The organism is Massilia rhizosphaerae, assembly GCF_016093545.1.
Taxonomy (GTDB): domain Bacteria; phylum Pseudomonadota; class Gammaproteobacteria; order Burkholderiales; family Burkholderiaceae_D; genus Telluria; species Telluria rhizosphaerae.
Map to the genome: position 1 here is coordinate 320,091 of NZ_JADKYX010000004.1, position 18,792 is coordinate 338,882.

The following is an 18,792-nucleotide window of genomic DNA, read 5'->3' on the forward strand; positions in this document are numbered from 1 at the left end:
GCGATCGATTTTCTTGGGGGAAATGGCGGGATAGAGTGGAGAGGCAGTTTTCCTCCACTTCACTCCGGCATCCACCATGAAAAAACAAATCGTGCAGGTTTCCGTCGTGCAGTCGGCCAAGGTCATGGCCGCTGTGTATCTTGTCACCGCCATCCCCATCGTCATCCTGGCGGGCCTGTTCATGTCGGCGGTGATGCCGGCGGGCGTCAGCATCGCCATGCTCGTCGTGATGCCGGTGGCGTATGCGATCGGCGCGTTCGTCGGCGTCGCTATCGGTGCGCTGATCTACAACCTGGTGGCGGCACGGATCGGGGGCTTCGAATTCACCACGGCGGAAGTCGGCGCGGCAGTCCGTTGACGCCGGCCGGGCCCAACCATGACCGGGACCATGCGTCCCGGTTTTCATTTGTGCTAGCGCAACTTTGTCAGGAAGGCAAGTAATTAACAGCAAGAATTCGACAATCCGTAATCGAGCGATTACACTACGCCCAATTCCAGAATTGCCGCAAAGGAGAGAACATGAGTTGGTTGGAAAAGCTGCTACCCCCCCGGATCCAGCGCTCCGATGCCGCCAAACGCCAGACCATGCCCGAAGGCCTGTGGGTCAAGTGCCCGTCGTGCGAGTCGGTGCTGTACCGCGCCGACCTGGAGTCGAACCTGCACGTTTGCCCGAAGTGCAGCCACCACATGCGGATCCGCGCCCGCGAGCGCCTCGACGCGCTGCTCGATGAAGGCGGCCGCTACGAGATCGGCCAGGACGTGCTGCCGGTCGATACCCTCAAGTTCAAGGACAGCAAAAAATACCCCGACCGCCTGAAGGACGCGATGGAAGCCACCGGCGAGACCGATTCGCTCGTCGTGCAGGGCGGTTCGATCATGAGCCTGCCGGTCGTGGTCGCCTGCTTCGCCTACGAATTCATGGCCGGCACGATGGGCTCCGTTAACGGCGAGCGCTTCGTGCGCGGCGCCCAGGTGGCGCTCGAGCAGAAGGTGCCGTTCATCTGCATTACCGCCAGCGGCGGCGCGCGCATGCAGGAAGGCCTGCTGTCGCTGATGCAGATGGCCAAGACCACCGCGATGCTGACCAAGCTGGCCGAGAAAAAGCTGCCGTTCATTAGCATCCTGACCGACCCGACGACGGGCGGCGTTTCGGCCTCGTTCGCGTTCATGGGCGACGTCGTGATGGCCGAGCCGAAAGCACTGATCGGCTTCGCCGGCCCGCGCGTGATCGAGAACACCGTGCGCGAAAAACTGCCGGAAGGCTTCCAGCGTTCCGAGTTCCTCGTGCAAAAAGGCGCCGTCGACATGATCGTCGACCGCCGCAAGATGCGCGAAGAAATCGCGCGCGTGCTCGCCCTGCTGCAAAGCCAGCCGGCCGACGTCATCGCCTGATTGTTTGATCGCGTACGGCCGGCGGCTCGCGCGAGCCCCCGGCCGTACGTGTTTTGCAGCGTCAGGCTTCATCCGGACCCCATCCCATGCACAACCTCCCGACCACCTTGCCCGACTGGCTGGCGCTGCTCGAGTCGCGCCATGCCGAAACCCATATCGACATGGGGCTGGACCGCGTACGCACCGTCAAGGAGCGCATGGGCCTGGCCTTCTCCTGCCCCGTGATCATGGTCGCGGGCACCAACGGCAAGGGGTCGACCTGCGCCATGCTGGAGGCCATGCTGCTGCAGGCCGGCTACAAGGTCGGCCTGTACATCAAGCCGCACTTCCTCGACTTCAACGAGCGCGCCCGCATCAACGGCGAGATGGCCGGCGACGCCGCGCTCATCGCCGCCTTCGATGAAGTGGAAGCGCGCCGCGGCGACATCGACCTCACGTATTTCGAATTCACGACGCTCGCCATCATGCATTTGCTGTCGACGTCCGGCGTCGACGTGGCGATCCTGGAAGTGGGCCTGGGCGGCCGCCTGGATGCCGTCAACGTGATCGACGCGGACGTGTCCATCGTCACGAGCATCGACATCGACCACAAGGATTATCTCGGCGACACGCGCGAGGAGATCGGCTTCGAGAAGGCCGGCATCTTCCGGCCCGGGAAGCCGGCGATCTGCAGCGATCCGCTGCCGCCGCAAGCGCTGATCGACCACGCCGAAAAGATCGGCGCCGACCTGTGGCTGCTGGGCCGCGACTTCAACTACCAGGGCGACAAGCAGCAGTGGGCGTACGGCGGCCGCAACCAGCGCCGCAATTCGCTCGCGTATCCGGCGCTGCGCGGCGCCAACCAGCTGCTGAACGCCTCCGCCGCGCTGGCCGCGCTGGAAGTGCTGCGCAACGTGCTGCCGGTGGGCGCGCAGGAAGTGCGCACGGGCCTCGCGCTCGTCGAGCTGCCGGGCCGCTTCCAGGTGCTGGCGGGCCGGCCGACGACGGTCCTCGACGTCGCCCACAACCCGCACGCGGCGGCGACGCTCGCCCAGAACCTGGGCAATATGGGGTTCCACCGCTTCACCTACGCCGTGTTCGGCATCATGCAGGACAAGGACATCGACGCCGTCGTCGCCCACCTGGCGCCCAATATCGACCACTGGTGCGTGGCGGCGCTGCCGTCGCCCCGTTCGGCCGACCCGGCGCTGCTGGCCGAGAAGCTGCGGGCATTGAAGCCGAGCGGCGCGAAAGACGACGAATTCTCCGTCAAAACGTTCGCGAATCCGGCCGAAGCATTCGCAGATGCAACAAGCAGGGCCGGACAGGATGATAGAATAGTGGTCTTTGGCTCGTTCTATACCGTGGCTGGCGTGATGGCGGCCCGTAAATCCTCTCTTCATTGACGTGACACCGCATGGGCTTGTTCTCCCGTAAAAGCAAGCAGGACCGCCTCGCCGAGGACAGTGGCCGCTTCTACAGCAAGGACGACGACGCCGCGATCGGCGAACGCGCCCGCGCCAAACGCGCGAGCAACGCCGGCGGTGCTGCGACGCGCCGCCCCGGCAACGACCCCATGCTCCCCGAAAAGAAGCGCGCCCGGCGCCGCCTCGTCGGCGCCATCGCGCTGGCGCTGGCCGCCGCCGTCGGCCTGCCGATGCTGCTCGATTCCGAACCCAAGCCTGCCGCCGGCGACATCGCGATCCAGATCCCCGCCAAGGACAAGGCGGCGCCGTTGCCGGTGCCGGCCGCGGACAAGGCCGTGGCGGCCGCCGACAGCGTCGACAAGGGCGAGGAAGTGATCGACGCGCCGCCGCCCGCGCCGGCAGCGAAGGCGCCCGTCGCCGCCGCGAAGCCCGAGCCCGAGCCCGTGGCCGCGCCGAAGGCGGAAGCGCCCAAGCCCGAGCCGAAACCGGAACCCAAGGTCGAGCACAAGCCCGAGCCCGTCAAGCCGGAACACAAGGACACGCCGAAGCCGGAGCACAAGGACGTGCCGAAGGCCGAGCACAAGGAGCCGAAGCCCGAGCCGCATCCGGCCGAGAAGCCCGTGAAGCCGCGCGACGACGCGGCGCGCGCGCTGGCCATCCTGGAAGGCAAGCCGGCCGCGAAGGAAAAACCGGCCGAGTCCGCGTCGCAGCGCTACGTGCTGCAAGTGGCCGCGCTGTCGAGCCAGGAAAAGGCGGCCGAGGTCCAGGCCAAGCTGCGCGAAGCGGGCATCTCGTCGTACACGCAAAAGACGAGCACGCCGGCCGGCGAATTGATCCGCGTACGGGTCGGCCCCATGAGCAAGGAAGAGGCCGAGAAAGTCCGCGCCAAACTGGGCCGCCTGGGCATGTCCGGCGCCATGACCCCGATTTGATGACTGCAGAAGCCGCGCCGTGACGATCTTCGACTACGTGGTGTTGTTCATCCTGGTCTCCTCGGTCGTCATCAGCACCATGCGCGGCCTGGTCAAGGAAATCCTGTCGCTTGCCGGCTGGGTGGCGGCCTTCATCGTGGCCAACGCCTTCGGCGCGAAGCTGGCGCCCATGCTACCATCCGTGATTCCGGGCGAAGCCTTGCGGCTGATCGTTGCCTTCATTGCATTGTTCCTCGGCGTGCGCGTGCTGATGGGTCTCCTGGCCCTCGCGATCGGCGCACTGATCGAGGCCTCCGGCCTGACCCTGGCCGACCGCGGCCTCGGCGGCCTGTTCGGTCTGGGCCGGGGCATTGTGATCGTGCTGGCCGGCGTCATATTGTGTGGGATGACTTCCATTCCCCAACAGGATTTCTGGAAAGACGCGCTGCTCTCGCCCATGGCGGAAACGGGCGCGCGCACGGTCAAACCTTTCCTGCCCGCGGCCTTCGCGCGGCATGTGCAGTTCTAGTTTCTTTGTTTAGCTGTCCAAGTTTAGGAGCACACCATGTGTGGCATCGTCGGCGTCGTTTCGCAAGCCCCCGTCAACCAGCTGTTGTATGACGCATTGCTGCTGCTGCAGCACCGCGGCCAGGATGCGGCGGGGATTGCAACCAATCACAGCAGCATGTTCTCGATGTACAAGGCCAACGGCCTCGTGCGTGACGTTTTCCGCACGCGCAACATGCGTTCGCTGCAAGGCAATTCCGGCATCGGCCACTGCCGCTATCCGACCGCCGGCTCGTCCAGCGAAGAAGAAGCGCAGCCGTTCTACGTGAACGCCCCGTTCGGCATCACCCTGGCGCACAACGGCAACCTGACGAACCAGGAACAGCTCAAGGAAGAACTGTTTCGCAACGACCGCCGCCACGTCAACACGAACTCCGACTCGGAAGTGCTGCTGAACGTGCTGGCCCACGAGATCGCCCAGGCGGCCGACGGCTACTCTCTCGAGCCGGACGCCGTGTTCAAGGCCGTCGCGCAGGTGCACCGCCGCGTGCGCGGCGCCTACGCCGTCATCGCCCAGATCGCCGGCCATGGCCTGCTGGCGTTCCGCGACCCGTTCGGCATCCGTCCGCTGTGCATCGGCATCAACGACACGGAGAACGGCCCCGAATACCTGCTCGCCAGCGAATCCGTCGCGCTGGAAGGCCTGGGCTTCCGCTTCATGCGCGACATCGCCCCGGGCGAAGCCGTCTGGGTCGACGCCGACCGCCAGCTGCATACGCGCCAGTGCGCCGAGAACCCGACGCTGAATCCGTGCGCGTTCGAATACGTGTACCTGGCGCGTCCGGACTCCGTGATCGACGGCGCCTCCGTGTACGCCACGCGCCTGCGCATGGGCGAATACCTGGCCGAGAAGATCCGCAAGGAGATCCCGGTCGAAGAGATCGACGTCGTGATGCCGATCCCCGATTCGTCGCGTCCGGCCGCCATCCAGCTCGCGCTGAAGCTGGGCGTGGAATACCGCGAAGGCTTCATCAAGAACCGCTACGTCGGCCGCACGTTCATCATGCCGGGCCAGGCGATGCGCAGGAAGTCGGTGCGCCAGAAGCTGAACGCGATCCCGTCCGAGTTCAAGGACAAGAACGTGCTGCTCGTCGACGACTCCATCGTGCGCGGCACGACGAGCCGCGAGATCGTGCAGATGGCGCGCGAATCGGGCGCCCGCAAGGTGTTCTTCGCGTCGGCCGCGCCGCCGGTGCTGTACCCGAACGTGTACGGCATCGACATGCCCACGCGCGACGAACTGATCGCCCACGGCCGCACGGTCGAGGAAGTGTGCCGCGAGATCACGGCTGACCGTCTCGTCTACCAGGACCTGGACGCGCTGAAGAAATCGATCTCGGACGTCAACCCCGCGCTGACGAGCGTGGAAGCGTCGTGCTTCGACGGCGTCTACATCACGGGCGACGTCACGCCGGCGTATCTCGACCAGCTCGAGAGCGTGCGTCATAAATCGTCGGGCAAGTCGTCGGAAGACCTCGTGCGCACGCAGTTGAACTTGAATCCGCCCGTCGCCGCCGAATAATTCGTATCACGGCCCATCATCCCAAAAGACCATGAGCGACAAACCCAACTACGGCTTCACCACCACCATCCTGCACAACGATCGGCGCAAGCCGATCGAGCACAACTCGCTGCACAAGCCGATCCACACGTCGGTCGCCTTCGGCTACTCGGACGCGCGCCAGCTGGCCTCCGTCTTCCAGGGCAAGGAACCGGGCTTCCGCTACGGCCGCCAGGGCAACCCGACCGTCTCCGCGCTGGAAGACAAGATCAGCAAGATGGAAGACGGCGTCGCCTCGCTGTGCTTCGCCACCGGCATGGCCGCGATCGGCGCGCTCGCGCAGGCGCTGCTGCGCGCGGGCGACCACGTCGTGTCGTCCTCGTTCCTGTTCGGGAATACCAACAGCCTGTGGAACACGGTGGCCGCGCAGGGCACGGAGGTGTCGTTCGTCGACGCGACCGACGTCGCCAACGTCGAAGCGGCATTGAAGCCGAACACGCGCATGGTGTTCGTCGAGACGATCGCCAATCCGCGCACGCAGATCGCCGACCTGGCCCGTATCGGCGAGTTGTGCCGCGCGCGCGGCATCCTGTACGTCGTCGACAACACGATGACGACGCCCTACCTGTTCCGCCCGAAGACGGTCGGCGCGGGCCTCGTCGTGAACGCGCTGACCAAGTCGATCGGCGGCCACGGCATGGCGCTGGGCGGCGCGCTGACGGACACCGGCCTGTTCGACTGGACCACCTACCCGAACATCGCCGACAACTTCCGCCGCCAGCCGCCGGCCGCGCAGGGCATGGCCCAGCTGCGCGCGAAATCGCTGCGCGACTTCGGCGCGTCGCTGGCGCCGGAGGCTGCGCACCACATCGCGGTCGGCGCGGAAACGCTGGCGCTGCGCATGGACCGCACCTGCGCGAACGCGCTGGCGCTGGCGCGCATGCTGGAAGCCGATGACCGCGTCGCGGCCGTCCATTACCCGGGCCTCGCATCGCATCCGCAGCACCAGCTGGCATCCGAACAGTTCCGCGCGTACGGTTCGCTGTTCAGCTTCGAGCTGAAAGAGGGCATCGACTGCTTCGATTACCTGAACCGCCTGAAGGTCGGCATCCCCGCCAGCAACCTGGGAGACACGCGCACGCTTGTCATCCCGGTCGCGCACACGATCTTCTTCGAGATGGGCCCGGCGCGCCGCGCCAGCATGGGCATCGCGGAATCGCTGATCCGCGTATCGGCCGGCATCGAGGACACGGCCGACCTGCTGGCCGATTTCGGCGGCGCGCTGAACCCTTGACGCTGTCGTAAAGCGGCGTAAAGCCGGAAGGGCGGGTTGCCCTTCCGGTTGAGTACGCGGCGCGCTGCGGTTATGATCGTCGTGTTGCCATCCCTCCATACGTAGACTACGTAGAATCGCACGCCCATGAAGACTGTCCTGTTTTGCGCCGCACTGCTGTGCGGTGGTGCCGCGCTGGCCGCGACGCCTGTCGCCAAATCCTCCGCCAAGGCCGCCGCGAAGCCGGCCGCCGGCGGATCGTCCGCCGAGCTCGCCGAGGCGGATGCGCTGTTCGCCAAGAAGTCGTATCCGGAAGCCCTGCAGAAATACACGAAGCTGGCGAACGCCGGCAACGTCATGGCCCAGCAGCACTTGGGCGAGATGTATTTCTACGGCGAGGCCGGCAGCATCGACATGGACCAGGCCGCGCAATGGTTCCAGAAGGCGGCAGCCAAGGGCAATGCCGTCGCCATCGCGTCGCTGGCACTGATGAAACAGCGCGAGGCGCGCCGCGCCGACCTCGACTACTGGATCTCGAAATACGACGGCTCCGACGTGCGGACGGACGAATACCGCTGCCCGTCGCCGCGTTTCCCGACCATGTCCAAGGTCAACGAGGAAATCGATTATTACGGCGGCAAGATGAAGGCGTGGGAGGCATGCCACAACCGCTGGGTGAAACACCTGAACGCGTCGCTGCCGCTGACCAAGCGCATCCCGGACGACATCACCAAGCTGTTCACGAAGGATGAGTCGGACAAGGCGACCGCGCACTTGAAAGAAGTGGCCGAACGCCTGGCCGAAGATACGAAGATCGCCGGCCGGATGGTCATTGCGGATTTCGACGCGTGGCGTGCGGGGACCGAGGCCTACGTCAAGGAGCACAACGAGATGGTCAAGAACGCGCCGCCGCGCGATCCCGACGACAAGTGATGTGGCAGCCGGGGCGGTGAGCTAGCGCGGGCATGTCGTGTTCATGGGCGCGCTGCCGTCGGCCGGATAGGTGCGGCAGAACGAGCCCAACGGTGTGACGATGCGGTACACGCGCGTATTGCCGTCCGCGGCCGTCGTGATATCGTCGATGTGCGCCGACTGGAACAAGCGGCCGCCCGCCGCGTGGGCGGCGTCGAACCGGCGGTCGAGTTCTTCCTGCATGCGCGGGCGGAAGCGTTGCGGCGCGCCGGGCGCATGGTTCAGTTCGCGGGCAATCACGGCCGCATCGCGGGTGGCGGCCGCCAGGATGTCCGCGCGAGTTGGAGGCGGCGCGTCCGCCGGTGTGGCCGGCGCCGGTGCGGGCTGCGGTGTGGGCTGCGGTGCGGCGGGGAGCGCCGGTGCGTCGGGACGCGACGGCTGCGGCGCTTGCGCAACTGGCTTGCGCGCGGGCCGGCGCGCGGGCGGCGCCGCGCTGGGTGCGGGCGCTGTGGAAGCGCTGGGCGGCGCGACGCGCGTCTTGGCCGGAACGAGCGTCAGCCGGAGTGGCGCGGTATAGCGACTCCGGGACGGGTGCCGGGGAACGGGCGGCGCTTTGAGCAGGGCCAACCACAGCAGGTGCGCCGCCGCGGAGACGAACACGGCAAGCGCAAGCCTTGCCTGCGGGCGCATGAAGTCCGCTGTCGTCGACGGCGCGCCGGGCAGCTTGATCCTGGGGTGGTACGGCACAGGGCTCCTTTACGGTCACGGCACCGCAAGCCGGCGCACCGGGATCATACCTAAAAAGCATCGTTGCTTTCTCACCAAAACTTGCTTTCGCCGGTCGGATCCGTGAGGAAGCGAAGCCTTGCTGTATCATCCGGCTTCCGAAAACGAAGCCTGCATATGCTCATCATCACCATCAAACAGGGCAAGGAAAAAAGCCTGCTGTCCGGCGATCCCTGGATTTATCTGTCAGCCATCGACCGGGTCGAGGGGCGGCCCCAGGAGCGCAGCAAGGCCGGGGCCACGGCGGTCGTGCAATCGTCGGCGCGTCAGTTTCTGGCGCGCGCGGCATATAACGCGAAGTCGCAGATCGCGGCCCGGGTCTGGACCCTGCGCGAGGACGAGCCGGTCGATCACGCCATGCTCAAGCGTCGCGTGCAGGCCGCGGTCGCGCGGCGTGCCGTTGCCGTGCGCGGCGCCGATCCGCAAGCCCTGGTCCTGGTGATCGATGGCGAAAAAGACGGCTTGCCGGGGCTCCTGGTGCACAGCTATGGCGGCACCGGCGGTTACCTGGTGTGCCAGTTCAATGCGGCCGGCGTCGACGCGTGGAAGGTGACCATCGTGCAGGCGCTGCGCGCGGCGACGGGTTGCCCCAATGTATTTGAACGCAGCGACGAACTATTGCGGAAAGGCGAGGGGCTGCCCGTCATCTGGCGTGCCCTGGCCGGCGACGCGCCGCCGCAGCGCCTGATGGTGCGCGATGGCGGCCGCTTGCTGCCGACCGATATCCGCACGGGTTTTATCTATCCGCGCTGAGCGGAAGATGAAACGACAAGGCCCGCATTGCGCGGGCCGGCGTGCAGCGCCATGCGGCGAACGATCAGTGCCAGGACCGCATCAGCCCGACCGCGAGACCTTCCAGCGCGAACTCGTCCGAGCTCGGGTCGACGGTGATGACGGAAAAGTCCGGGTTCTCCGGCAGCAGCTCGATCGTGGAGCCGGTCTTGCGGTAGCGCTTGACCGTCACTTCGTCGCCGATGCGGGCGACGACGATCTGGCCGTTCTTCGCGCTGTCGATCTTCTTGACGGCCAGGAAATCGCCGTCGCAGATGCCGGCGTCGCGCATCGACCAGCCTTTGACTTTCAGCAGGAAGTCGGGCTTGCTGGAGAACATCGTCGGGTCGACGGAGTAGGTCGCTTCGACGTGCTCCTGGGCCAGGATGGGCGAGCCGGCGGCCACGCGGCCGACGAGCGGCAGCGACATCAGGTTCGGCGGGATCGGCGGCACGAAGGCCGGCACGGCGGCCGCCTTGGATTCGGCCGCCTGGCCGACGAGGCGGATACCGCGCGAGGTGCCAGGTGAAATTTCGATCGCGCCCTTGCGGGCCAGGGCTTGCAGGTGTTCCTCGGCCGCGTTGGCCGAGCGGAAGCCAAGCTCCTGGGCGATTTCGGCGCGGGTCGGCGGGAAGCCCGTGTTGTCGATGGCTTCCTTGATCAGGTTGAGGATCTGTTCTTGCCGTGCGGTGAGCTTTAGCATGTTTGTCTTGGTTGGTACGGGATCAGACTGTATTTTTGTACAGTATTGCGCCGCGCGCAAGGGGATTCCAGGTTTTTTTTGCGCCGCGGCCCCAATCTTTTGCGCCGCAGCAAAGATGGCGCGCTTGACGTTTTTGCTGTTATAATGTCGGGCTTTCCCTTCCCACACTCGTCTTGACGCCGAGGTGGGCATTTGTTTAAACGTCCTTAAGGAGTGTTTCATGCGTCATTATGAAATCGTGTTTATCGTCCACCCGGACCAGAGCGAACAGGTCCCGGCGATGATCGAACGCTACAAGACCACGGTCACCTCGCGCGGCGGCAACATCCACCGCGTCGAAGATTGGGGCCGTCGTCAAATGGCTTACCAGATCCAGAAGCTGCCGAAGGCACACTACATCTGCATGAACATCGAGTGCGACAACGAGACCCTGGTCGAGCTGGAAACCGCATTCAAATTCAATGATGCCGTGCTGCGTCACCTGACCGTGAAGATGAAGAAGGCAGAAACCGCACCGTCGCCGATGATGAAGTCGGTCCAGCGCGAAGACGCAGCCAAGAGCCACCGCGCCGAGCAGGCCGCCGCTCCGGCCGCTGCCGCCTAAATCTCGCGGGAGCACCGAGCTTAGTTGATACTGCTAAGTGAACGAGCTGTCGCTGGTCGCAAGCATCACGGAACGCGACACCTTGCGCTACACCCCGGCCGGCATCCCCATCGTGGGCGGCGTCCTGCAACACGGATCGACGCAGACGGAAGCGAGGATGGACAGGCAGGTCGAATTCGAGATTGCCGCGGTTGCCGCGGGCGAGATTTCGGGACGGTTTGCCACCGCCGAGTTGGGCGCGATGTACCGCTTCACGGGATTCCTGGCCAGGAAAAGCCGTCACAGCAAGAGCTTGGTGTTTCACATCATTGATTTCAGTGCCGCATAAGAAAATGCGGGCACGTTTTTAGATAGATACAGGAGCCTCAAAATGGCATTCGGTAAAAAGTTCGACAAAAACAAAGCTAAGCTCAAAGAGAAGCGCAAACAGCAGAACCCGCTGTTCAAGCGCAAGAAATTCTGCCGCTTCACCGCCGCAGGCGTGGAACAGGTTGACTACAAAGACGTCGACACCCTGAAGGATTTCGTCCAGGAAAACGGCAAGATCATGCCGGCTCGCCTGACCGGCACCAAGGCGCACTACCAGCGTCAAGTGGACACCGCCATCAAGCGCGCCCGTTACCTGGCTCTGCTGCCGTACACCGACCTGCACAACGCTTAATAGTCGGTCGCGACATCAAGCATAGTCAGATTACTGGAGAAAAAAATGCAAGTTATCCTTCTGGAAAAAGTCGTCAACGTCGGCAACCTGGGCGACGTCGTCAAGGTCAAGGACGGTTACGCACGTAACTTCCTGATCCCGCAAAAAATGGCTCGTCGTGCAACGCAAGCTGCCGTGGCCGAATTCGAAGTCAAGCGCGCCGAACTGGAAAAAGTAGCTGCCGAGAAACTGGCCGCTGCACAAGGCCAAGGCGAAAAGCTGAGCGGCATGACCGTCACCATCGCGCAGAAAGCCGGCGTCGACGGCCGTCTGTTCGGTTCCGTGACCAACTTCGACATCGCCGAAGCCCTGTCCAAGCAAGGTTTCGCCGTCGAGAAGGCGCAAGTGCGCATGCCGACCGGCCCGCTGAAAACCACCGGCGAGCACCCGGTGTCGGTCGCTCTGCACACCGACGTCGTGGTGGAAATCACCATCGCTGTCGTGGGCGAAGCTGCCTAAGACACATTCTGTTGTCAGAATGAGAAAAGCCGGGGATCCCCCGGCTTTTTTGTTTTTGGAAACTCACCAATGATTTCAGTGCCGGATCGGGAACGGGTATAATGCCGGCCATGAACACCTCAGCAGACCCGCAGATCGAGTCGCTCCGCATCCCCCCGCATTCCATCGAAGCAGAACAGTCCGTCATCGGCGGCCTGCTGCGCGACAACGCGGCGTGGGACCGTATCGCCGACTTCATGCATGCGGAGGATTTTTACCGCTACGACCACCGGATCATCTTCGAACAGATGGTCCGCCTGATCAATGCTGGCAAGCCTGCCGACGTGATCACCGTGTACGAGGCGCTCGTCCAGCTCGGCAAGGCCGAGGACGTCGGCGGCCTGCAGTACCTCAACGCGATGGCGCAGAATACGCCATCCGCCGCCAACATCCGCCGTTATGCCGAGATCGTCCGCGATCGTGGCGTGCTGCGCCAACTCATCACCGTCGCCGACGAAGTGTCCGGCAAGGCCTTCAATCCGCAAGGCGCCGAGGTCAAGCAGATTCTCGACGAGGCCGAATCGCGCATCTTCGCGATCGCGGAGCAGGGCGCCCGCGGCGCCCAGGGCTGGCTGCCCGTGCAACCGCTGCTGACCCAGGTGGTCGAGCGTGTCGACGAGCTGTACAGCCGCGACAACCAGGGCGAGATCACCGGCGTCCCGACGGGCTTCGTCGACCTCGACAAGATGACGTCCGGCCTGCAGCCGGGCGACCTCGTCATCGTCGCCGGCCGTCCTTCGATGGGCAAGACGGCGTTCTCCGTCAACATCGGCGAGAGCGTCGCCGTCGATGCTGGCCTGCCGGTCGCGATCTTCTCGATGGAGATGGGCGGCGTGCAGCTGGCGATGCGTATGCTCGGCTCCATCGGCCAGCTCGACCAGCACCGCCTGCGTACCGGCAAGCTGCTGGACGAGGACTGGCCGCGCCTGACGCATGCGATCCAGAAGATGAACGATGCGCAGATTTTCATCGACGAGACGCCGGCGCTGAACCCGATCGAGATGCGCGCGCGGGCCCGCCGCCTGGCGCGCCAGTGCGGCAAGCTGGGGCTGATCATCGTCGACTACCTGCAGCTGATGCAGGGTTCCAAGCCGGGCGACAACCGGGCGTCCGAGATCTCGGAGATCTCGCGTAGCCTGAAGGGCCTGGCGAAGGAGCTGGGGTGCCCCGTGATCGCGTTGTCCCAGCTGAACCGCTCGCTGGAACAACGCCCGAACAAGCGCCCCGTGATGTCCGACCTGCGCGAATCGGGCGCTATCGAGCAGGATGCGGACGTCATCATCTTCCTGTATCGTGATGAAGTTTACAACCCGGACTCGCCCGATAAAGGTACGGCCGAAATCATCATCGGCAAACAGCGTAATGGCCCGATCGGCGCCATTCGACTGACCTGGATGGGCATGTACACCAAGTTCGGTAATTACAGCGGCAACCTCGGTATCTACCAAGGCGATTAAAGCCGATAGCTGTCAAGGATCGCGGCGCCCGGCCACCTCGTGGGACGGGCGCTGCGATTTTCCAAGAAGTCCCAAGAGAAAACCCAACGGAGAACCTATGTTTGGACGCCTGATGCCCACGGAGGGCAAATTTTTCGACCTGTTCAACCAGCACGCCGCGTTGTGCGTGAAGGGTGCACAAGAGATGGTCGGCCTGATGACCAACTTCGACGACCTGGAAAACCGCACGCACGCCGTGGAGAGCATCGAAAAACAGGCGGACAAGGTCACCTACGCGTGCGTCGACCTGCTGCACAAGACGTTCATCACGCCGCTGGACCGCGACGACATCCACAAGCTGATCACCCGCATGGACGACATCCTCGACATGATGGAGGACGCCGCCCAGACCATCTCGCTGTACGACCTGCACGCCGTCACGCCGGAAGCGAAGCGCCTGGCCGAGCTGTGCCTGGCCTGCTGCGAAAAGGTCCAGCAGGCCGTCGGCATGCTGCACAACATGGACAATGCCCAGAAGATGGTCGCCATCTGCGAAGAGATCGACCGCCTGGAATCGGACGCCGACCACGTGATGCGCGCCGCCATGTCCAAGCTGTTCCGCGACGAACCGGACGTGCGCAACCTGATCAAGATGAAGGCGATCTACGAGATTCTCGAAACCGTCACCGACCGCTGCGAAGACGTTGCCAACATCATCGAAGGCATCATCGTCGAGAACGCGTAACGACCGGGACGACAAGAACAATATGAATTCTATTCACATCAGCATTTATGTGCTGGGCCTGCTCGTCTTTTTAGCGCTGATCTTCGACTTCATGAACGGCTTCCACGATGCCGCCAACGCGATCGCGACGGTGGTGTCGACCGGGGTGCTGCGTCCGCAAACCGCGGTCGCGATGTCCGCGCTGTTCAACTTCGTCGCCATCTTCACCGTGGGCCTGCACGTCGCCTCCACGGTGGGCAAGGGGACCGTCGACCCGGCCCTCGTCGACCACTACGTCGTGTTCGGCGCGCTCGTCGGGGCCATCATCTGGAACGTCATCACCTGGTACTACGGCATCCCGTCGTCGTCGTCACACGCGCTGATCGGCGGCCTGGTCGGCGCCGCCGTCGCCAAGGGCGGCACCGGCGCGCTGAAGGGCGACGGCCTGATCAAGACCGTCGAATGGATCCTGCTGTCGCCGCTGCTGGGCTTCATTCTCGGCTCGATCGTGATGCTGGCCGTGTCCTGGATCTTCGTGAAGACGCCGCCGCGCAAGGTCGACACGTGGTTCCGCCGCCTGCAACTGCTGTCGGCCGCGTCGTACAGCCTGGGCCACGGCGGCAACGACGCCCAGAAGACCATCGGCGTCATCTGGATGCTCCTGATCGCGGCCGGCAGCGTCGCCAAGGACGCCGCCGCGCCGCCGCTGTGGGTCGTGATCGGCTGCTACACCGCGATGAGCATGGGCACGCTGTTCGGCGGTTGGCGCATCGTGCGCACGATGGGCCAGAAGATCACCAAGCTCAAGCCGGTCGGCGGCTTCTGCGCGGAAGCGGGCGGCGCCATCACGCTGTTCATCGCGAGCAGCATCGGCGTGCCGGTGTCGACGACGCACACGATCACGGGCGCCATCGTCGGCGTCGGCTCGGCGCAGAAGGCGTCGGCCGTGCGCTGGGGCGTGGCCGGCAACATCGTGTGGGCCTGGATTTTCACCATTCCCGCATCGGCCTTCATGGCCGCGATCGCGTGGTGGCTGGGGACGCACATCCTGTAAGCGCGCACCGCGCCAACAAGCAAGCAGGGCTGCGGCCCTGCTTTTTTTATTTCGGGGTTAATTCGGGGTCAGAGCATATTTTCTCGAGAATTCGGGGTCAGGACACATTTTCAAAAGATGCGCATCCGCGACAGGTTCTTCCGCCGGCGTACGTTTTCGTTGGTTCGTGAGCGCGAACTCGTCGAAAGTTACCGCTGAGCCATATCCACAAAAAGTGCTCTGACCCCGAATTTATGCTCTGACCCCGAATTTACTGACCCCGAATTTAGCGTTTGCGCCACAGTCGGCTGTTTTCTTTTCATTTTTGATAACCGACGTAGTAATATTACATACGATCGTCGGCCAGCGTTGCCGTCCGGGCTGCGCCCGTCGGTCAGAAAAAGAATGAAGAGGGGACATTATGTTATTCAGACGTAGTTTGACTTCATGGCTGGGTCTCGCCATGGCCGCTTGCGCCAGCCTGTTGCTGGCCGGTTGCGGCGCCGGCGATACGGGCCAGCAAGCCACGCAATCCGGCACCCGCCTGCTGGCAACCAGCACCACCGCGGCCACGCCCGTCGCGCCGGGATCCATTCGCATGCACTTCCACCGGGTCCAGAACGATGCGGCACAGTGGGGCGTGTATTCCTGGGACGGCCCGCAGCATCCCAGCTCGGCGTGGATCGCCGACCGCTTCATGTTCACCAACAGCGACGGCTTCGGCGGTTACGTCGACATTCCGCTGGCCGACGGCAAGAGCGCGATCTGGTTCCTCGTCACCGACGGCAACGGCACGAAGAACTGCGGCGCCGACCAGCACGCGGACCTGAACGCGGACGTGGCCACGAAAGGCCAGGAGGTCTGGATGCTGGAGGGCGACTGCACCGTGTACGCGAGCCAGCCCGCCCTCAGCTACGGCAACCTGGCGTTCGCCAACGCGCACTGGCTGTCGGCCACCACGCTGGCGTGGCCCGGCGCACCCGCTGGCGGCAGCTATAAACTGTTCTACGCTGCGAACGGCGGCCTGGCGCCGACGCCGGACGGCGCCGTCGGCCTGTCGGGCGCGGACAGCGCCTTCGACCTGACCGTGAGCGCGCTGCCGGACGCGATTCGCCAGAAATACCCGCACCTGGCCGGCGCCACGGGCCTGCGCCTGGCGGACGCCGACGCCGCCAAGGTCGCGGCCATGGTCAGCGGCCAGTTCGCCATCGCCCAGTACGACGGCGCAGGCAACCTCGTGCAGGTGACGTCGCTGCAGACGGCCGGCCTGCTGGACGACCTGTACGCGGCCAAGGCGGCACAGGCGCAGCTGGGCGTCACGTTCGACCATGGTGGTATGGCGACGTTCCGCGTGTGGGCGCCGACGGCGAAATCCGTGGCGCTGAACCTGTATGCAAGCGCCAACGCGGCCACCGGCACGACGGTCCCGATGACGCTCGACGCGGCCAGCGGCGTGTGGCGCTACACGTCCTCCGATCCGTCCCTCGCGAACCGCGCCTACTACACGTACACCGTGCAGGTGCTGTCGCGCTGGGCCGACAACAAGATCGTGACGAATACCGTCACCGATCCGTATTCGCTGAGCCTCTCGGCCAACAGCGCGCGCAGCTTCGCCGCGAACCTCGACAGCCCGCAACTGAAGCCGGCCGGCTGGGACGACCAGCGCATTCCGAAGCTCGACGCGCCCACCGACATCGCGCTGTACGAGCTGCACATCCGCGACTTCTCGGCATCCGATGCCACCGTGCCCGCCGCCCACCGCGGCAAATACCTCGCCTTCACCGACGGGGATTCGGACGGCATGCGCCACCTGAAATCGCTGCAGCAAGCCGGCATGACGCACGTGCACCTGCTGCCGAGCTTCGACTACGCCAGCGTCAACGAGAAGGGCTGCGTGACCCCGTCCATCCCGAATGCCGGCGCCGATTCGACGGCGCAGCAGGCGGCCGTCGCGGCCGTGGCGGACGCCGACTGCTTCAACTGGGGCTACGATCCGGTCCACTACGACGCGCCGGAAGGCAGTTATGCGACCGACGCCGACGATGGCGCCGTGCGCGTGCGCGAGTTCCGCGCGATGGTGCAGGCGCTGCACGAAGCCGGCCTGCGCGTGACGATGGACGTCGTGTACAACCACACGAGCCAGTCGCAGCAAGGTCCGCTGTCGGTCCTCGACCGCATCGTGCCGACGTATTACTACCGCCTGGGCAGCGACGGCCACATCCTGAACGACAGCTGCTGCGCCGACACCGCGCAGGAAAACGCCATGATGGGCAAGCTGATGATCGATTCGGTGTCGCTGTGGGCCCGCCAGTACAAGGTCGACAGCTTCCGCTTCGACATCATGGGCTTCACGCCGCTGGACCTGCTCAAGCGCCTGCAGGCGAGCGTCGACCAGGCCGCGGGCCGCGACATCTACCTGTACGGCGAGGCGTGGAACTTCGGCAGCGTCGCCAATGACGCCCGCTTCGTGCAGGCGCGCCAGGCCAACATGGCGGGCACCGGCATCGGTTCGTTCAACGACCGCATGCGCGACGCCGTGCGCGGCGGCGGCTGCTGCGACGGCGGCCAGTGGCTGATTAGCCAGCAGGGCTTCATCAACGGCGCGTACCTCGACCCGAACGCGCTGTCGACGCAGACCCGCGACGACGCGCTGCGCCTGGCGGACCTCGTGCGCGTGGCGCTGTCCGGCACCCTGCGCGACTACCGCTTCACCGACCGCTTCGGCAACGTGCGCACGAGCGCCCAGATCGACTACTTCGGCCAGCAGGCCGGCTTCGCGGCCAATCCGGCCGAGACGATCAACTACATCGAGGCGCACGACAACCAGACGCTGTTCGACATCGATGCGTACAAGCTGCCGCAATCGACGCCGCTGGCCGACCGCGTGCGCGTGCAGACGTTGGGCGCCGCCATCAACGTGCTGGCGCAGGGCATCCCGTTCTTCCACGCCGGCCAGGAAATCCTGCGCTCGAAATCGCTCGATCGCGACAGCTACAACGCGGGCGACTGGTTCAACAAGCTCGATTACAGCTACGCGTCGAACAACTTCGGCGTCGGCCTGCCGATGGCGGGCAGCAACCAGGACAACTGGTCCCTGATGGCGCCGATCCTCACGAATCCGCTGATCAAGCCGGACACGCGCGCGATCCTGGCGGCGAAGCACGCGTTCGAGGACTTCCTCGCGATCCGGGCCGACAGCTCGCTGTTCCGCCTGCGCACGGCGCAGGACGTGATCGACCGCCTGAAGTTCTACAACGTGGGGCCGAACCAGGTGCCGGGCCTTATCGCGATGAGCATAGCCGGCACGCAACCGGGCCGCTATCCGGGCGCGCGGTACAAGCGCGTCGTCGTCGTGTTCAACGTCGACAAGGCGGCGCAAACGATCGCGATCCCCGAGCTCAGGGGGCACAAGCTCCAGTTGCACCGCATCCAGCGCAACGGCAGCGACGACGTCGTGAAGGCGTCGACGTTCGATGCGGGCAGCGGCACGTTCGCGATCCCGGCGCGCACGGCGGCCGTGTTCGTGCAGAACGCGAACGATTGATGCGGACGTAGGACGACGGGGGCCGCCGTCT

At 64.9% G+C, this 18,792-nt stretch carries 19 protein-coding genes; 17 read left to right on the forward strand and 2 right to left on the reverse strand.

Translation table 11 applies throughout. The annotated features are described in order from the left end of the window. The first annotated feature begins 76 nt into the window (after window positions 1–76). The 8 genes from ISF28_RS09155 to ISF28_RS09190 all read left to right on the forward strand — a co-directional run bounded on the left by ISF28_RS09155 (window position 77) and on the right by ISF28_RS09190 (window position 7,983). Window positions 77–358, forward strand: coding sequence for a hypothetical protein (locus ISF28_RS09155; protein WP_198116850.1), 282 nt, complete (start codon window positions 77–79; stop codon window positions 356–358). A gap of 161 nt (window positions 359–519) precedes the next feature. Continuing rightward, window positions 520–1,392, forward strand: coding sequence for an acetyl-CoA carboxylase, carboxyltransferase subunit beta (gene accD / locus ISF28_RS09160; RefSeq protein ID WP_198116851.1), 873 nt, complete (start codon window positions 520–522; stop codon window positions 1,390–1,392). Between the two features lie 86 nt (window positions 1,393–1,478). Further along, the gene (folC, locus tag ISF28_RS09165) at window positions 1,479–2,777 is read left to right on the forward strand and encodes a bifunctional tetrahydrofolate synthase/dihydrofolate synthase (protein WP_198116852.1); all 1,299 of its coding nucleotides are present in this window, start codon (window positions 1,479–1,481) and stop codon (window positions 2,775–2,777) included. A gap of 11 nt (window positions 2,778–2,788) precedes the next feature. After that, window positions 2,789–3,730: an SPOR domain-containing protein gene (locus ISF28_RS09170; RefSeq protein ID WP_198116853.1), complete on the forward strand. Its 942-nt coding sequence runs from the start codon at window positions 2,789–2,791 to the stop codon at window positions 3,728–3,730. 19 nt (window positions 3,731–3,749) lie between these two features. Continuing rightward, window positions 3,750–4,238, forward strand: a complete 489-nt coding sequence (locus ISF28_RS09175; RefSeq protein ID WP_198116854.1) for a CvpA family protein — start codon at window positions 3,750–3,752, stop codon at window positions 4,236–4,238. Window positions 4,239–4,274: 36 nt separating this feature from the next. Beyond that, entirely contained in the window at window positions 4,275–5,798 is a 1,524-nt protein-coding gene (gene purF, locus ISF28_RS09180) for an amidophosphoribosyltransferase (protein WP_198116855.1), read from the forward strand. Window positions 5,799–5,829: 31 nt separating this feature from the next. Continuing rightward, window positions 5,830–7,071 (forward strand): cystathionine gamma-synthase family protein, encoded by a 1,242-nt coding sequence (locus tag ISF28_RS09185; protein ID WP_198116856.1) that lies wholly within the window; start codon window positions 5,830–5,832, stop codon window positions 7,069–7,071. A 126-nt stretch (window positions 7,072–7,197) separates the two neighbouring features. Then, a complete protein-coding gene (locus ISF28_RS09190; RefSeq protein WP_198116857.1) occupies window positions 7,198–7,983 on the forward strand; it encodes a tetratricopeptide repeat protein in 786 nt (261 codons plus the stop codon). A 21-nt stretch (window positions 7,984–8,004) separates the two neighbouring features. On the opposite strand, the gene ISF28_RS09195 is transcribed toward ISF28_RS09190, so the two are convergent. Continuing rightward, window positions 8,005–8,709, reverse strand: coding sequence for a hypothetical protein (locus ISF28_RS09195; RefSeq protein WP_198116858.1), 705 nt, complete (start codon window positions 8,707–8,709; stop codon window positions 8,005–8,007). 156 nt (window positions 8,710–8,865) lie between these two features. Here ISF28_RS09195 and ISF28_RS09200 point away from each other — a divergent pair, with 156 nt between their 5' ends. Then, on the forward strand, window positions 8,866–9,501 hold the full coding sequence (locus ISF28_RS09200; protein ID WP_198116859.1) for a class I SAM-dependent rRNA methyltransferase: 636 nt from the start codon (window positions 8,866–8,868) through the stop codon (window positions 9,499–9,501). 64 nt (window positions 9,502–9,565) lie between these two features. On the opposite strand, the gene lexA is transcribed toward ISF28_RS09200, so the two are convergent. Further along, a complete protein-coding gene (gene lexA, locus ISF28_RS09205) occupies window positions 9,566–10,222 on the reverse strand; it encodes a transcriptional repressor LexA (protein WP_198116860.1) in 657 nt (218 codons plus the stop codon). Between the two features lie 220 nt (window positions 10,223–10,442). Here lexA and rpsF point away from each other — a divergent pair, with 220 nt between their 5' ends. From rpsF to pulA, 8 genes are all read left to right on the forward strand, one after another. Beyond that, entirely contained in the window at window positions 10,443–10,826 is a 384-nt protein-coding gene (gene rpsF, locus ISF28_RS09210; RefSeq protein WP_036232978.1) for a 30S ribosomal protein S6, read from the forward strand. 37 nt (window positions 10,827–10,863) lie between these two features. Next, window positions 10,864–11,154 carry a primosomal replication protein N gene (gene priB, locus ISF28_RS09215; protein WP_198116861.1) on the forward strand — a complete coding sequence of 97 codons (291 nt, stop codon included), beginning with the start codon at window positions 10,864–10,866 and terminating at the stop codon, window positions 11,152–11,154. Window positions 11,155–11,196: 42 nt separating this feature from the next. Beyond that, complete coding sequence (rpsR, locus tag ISF28_RS09220) at window positions 11,197–11,487, forward strand: 30S ribosomal protein S18 (RefSeq protein WP_020656854.1); 291 nt, start codon at window positions 11,197–11,199, stop codon at window positions 11,485–11,487. Window positions 11,488–11,532: 45 nt separating this feature from the next. Then, window positions 11,533–11,985: a 50S ribosomal protein L9 gene (rplI, locus tag ISF28_RS09225; protein WP_198116862.1), complete on the forward strand. Its 453-nt coding sequence runs from the start codon at window positions 11,533–11,535 to the stop codon at window positions 11,983–11,985. A 110-nt stretch (window positions 11,986–12,095) separates the two neighbouring features. Continuing rightward, on the forward strand, window positions 12,096–13,481 hold the full coding sequence (locus ISF28_RS09230) for a replicative DNA helicase (protein WP_198116863.1): 1,386 nt from the start codon (window positions 12,096–12,098) through the stop codon (window positions 13,479–13,481). A gap of 97 nt (window positions 13,482–13,578) precedes the next feature. Next, on the forward strand, window positions 13,579–14,205 hold the full coding sequence (locus tag ISF28_RS09235) for a DUF47 domain-containing protein (protein WP_056440441.1): 627 nt from the start codon (window positions 13,579–13,581) through the stop codon (window positions 14,203–14,205). Between the two features lie 22 nt (window positions 14,206–14,227). Beyond that, a complete protein-coding gene (locus ISF28_RS09240; protein WP_198116864.1) occupies window positions 14,228–15,238 on the forward strand; it encodes an inorganic phosphate transporter in 1,011 nt (336 codons plus the stop codon). Window positions 15,239–15,680: 442 nt separating this feature from the next. Next, the gene (pulA, locus tag ISF28_RS09245) at window positions 15,681–18,761 is read left to right on the forward strand and encodes a pullulanase-type alpha-1,6-glucosidase (RefSeq protein ID WP_229518960.1); all 3,081 of its coding nucleotides are present in this window, start codon (window positions 15,681–15,683) and stop codon (window positions 18,759–18,761) included. The last annotated feature ends 31 nt before the right edge of the window (window positions 18,762–18,792 follow it).

Coding starts and splice junctions, on each gene's coding strand:
- ISF28_RS09155 (WP_198116850.1), top strand. CDS start 77: ATGAAAAAACAAATCGTGCAGGTTTCCGTCGTGCAGTCGGCCAAGGTC.
- accD (WP_198116851.1), top strand. CDS start 520: ATGAGTTGGTTGGAAAAGCTGCTACCCCCCCGGATCCAGCGCTCCGAT.
- folC (WP_198116852.1), top strand. CDS start 1,479: ATGCACAACCTCCCGACCACCTTGCCCGACTGGCTGGCGCTGCTCGAG.
- ISF28_RS09170 (WP_198116853.1), top strand. CDS start 2,789: ATGGGCTTGTTCTCCCGTAAAAGCAAGCAGGACCGCCTCGCCGAGGAC.
- purF (WP_198116855.1), top strand. CDS start 4,275: ATGTGTGGCATCGTCGGCGTCGTTTCGCAAGCCCCCGTCAACCAGCTG.
- ISF28_RS09185 (WP_198116856.1), top strand. CDS start 5,830: ATGAGCGACAAACCCAACTACGGCTTCACCACCACCATCCTGCACAAC.
- ISF28_RS09190 (WP_198116857.1), top strand. CDS start 7,198: ATGAAGACTGTCCTGTTTTGCGCCGCACTGCTGTGCGGTGGTGCCGCG.
- ISF28_RS09200 (WP_198116859.1), top strand. CDS start 8,866: ATGCTCATCATCACCATCAAACAGGGCAAGGAAAAAAGCCTGCTGTCC.
- lexA (WP_198116860.1), bottom strand. CDS start 10,222: ATGCTAAAGCTCACCGCACGGCAAGAACAGATCCTCAACCTGATCAAG.
- rpsF (WP_036232978.1), top strand. CDS start 10,443: ATGCGTCATTATGAAATCGTGTTTATCGTCCACCCGGACCAGAGCGAA.
- rpsR (WP_020656854.1), top strand. CDS start 11,197: ATGGCATTCGGTAAAAAGTTCGACAAAAACAAAGCTAAGCTCAAAGAG.
- rplI (WP_198116862.1), top strand. CDS start 11,533: ATGCAAGTTATCCTTCTGGAAAAAGTCGTCAACGTCGGCAACCTGGGC.
- ISF28_RS09230 (WP_198116863.1), top strand. CDS start 12,096: ATGAACACCTCAGCAGACCCGCAGATCGAGTCGCTCCGCATCCCCCCG.
- ISF28_RS09235 (WP_056440441.1), top strand. CDS start 13,579: ATGTTTGGACGCCTGATGCCCACGGAGGGCAAATTTTTCGACCTGTTC.
- ISF28_RS09240 (WP_198116864.1), top strand. CDS start 14,228: ATGAATTCTATTCACATCAGCATTTATGTGCTGGGCCTGCTCGTCTTT.
- pulA (WP_229518960.1), top strand. CDS start 15,681: ATGGCCGCTTGCGCCAGCCTGTTGCTGGCCGGTTGCGGCGCCGGCGAT.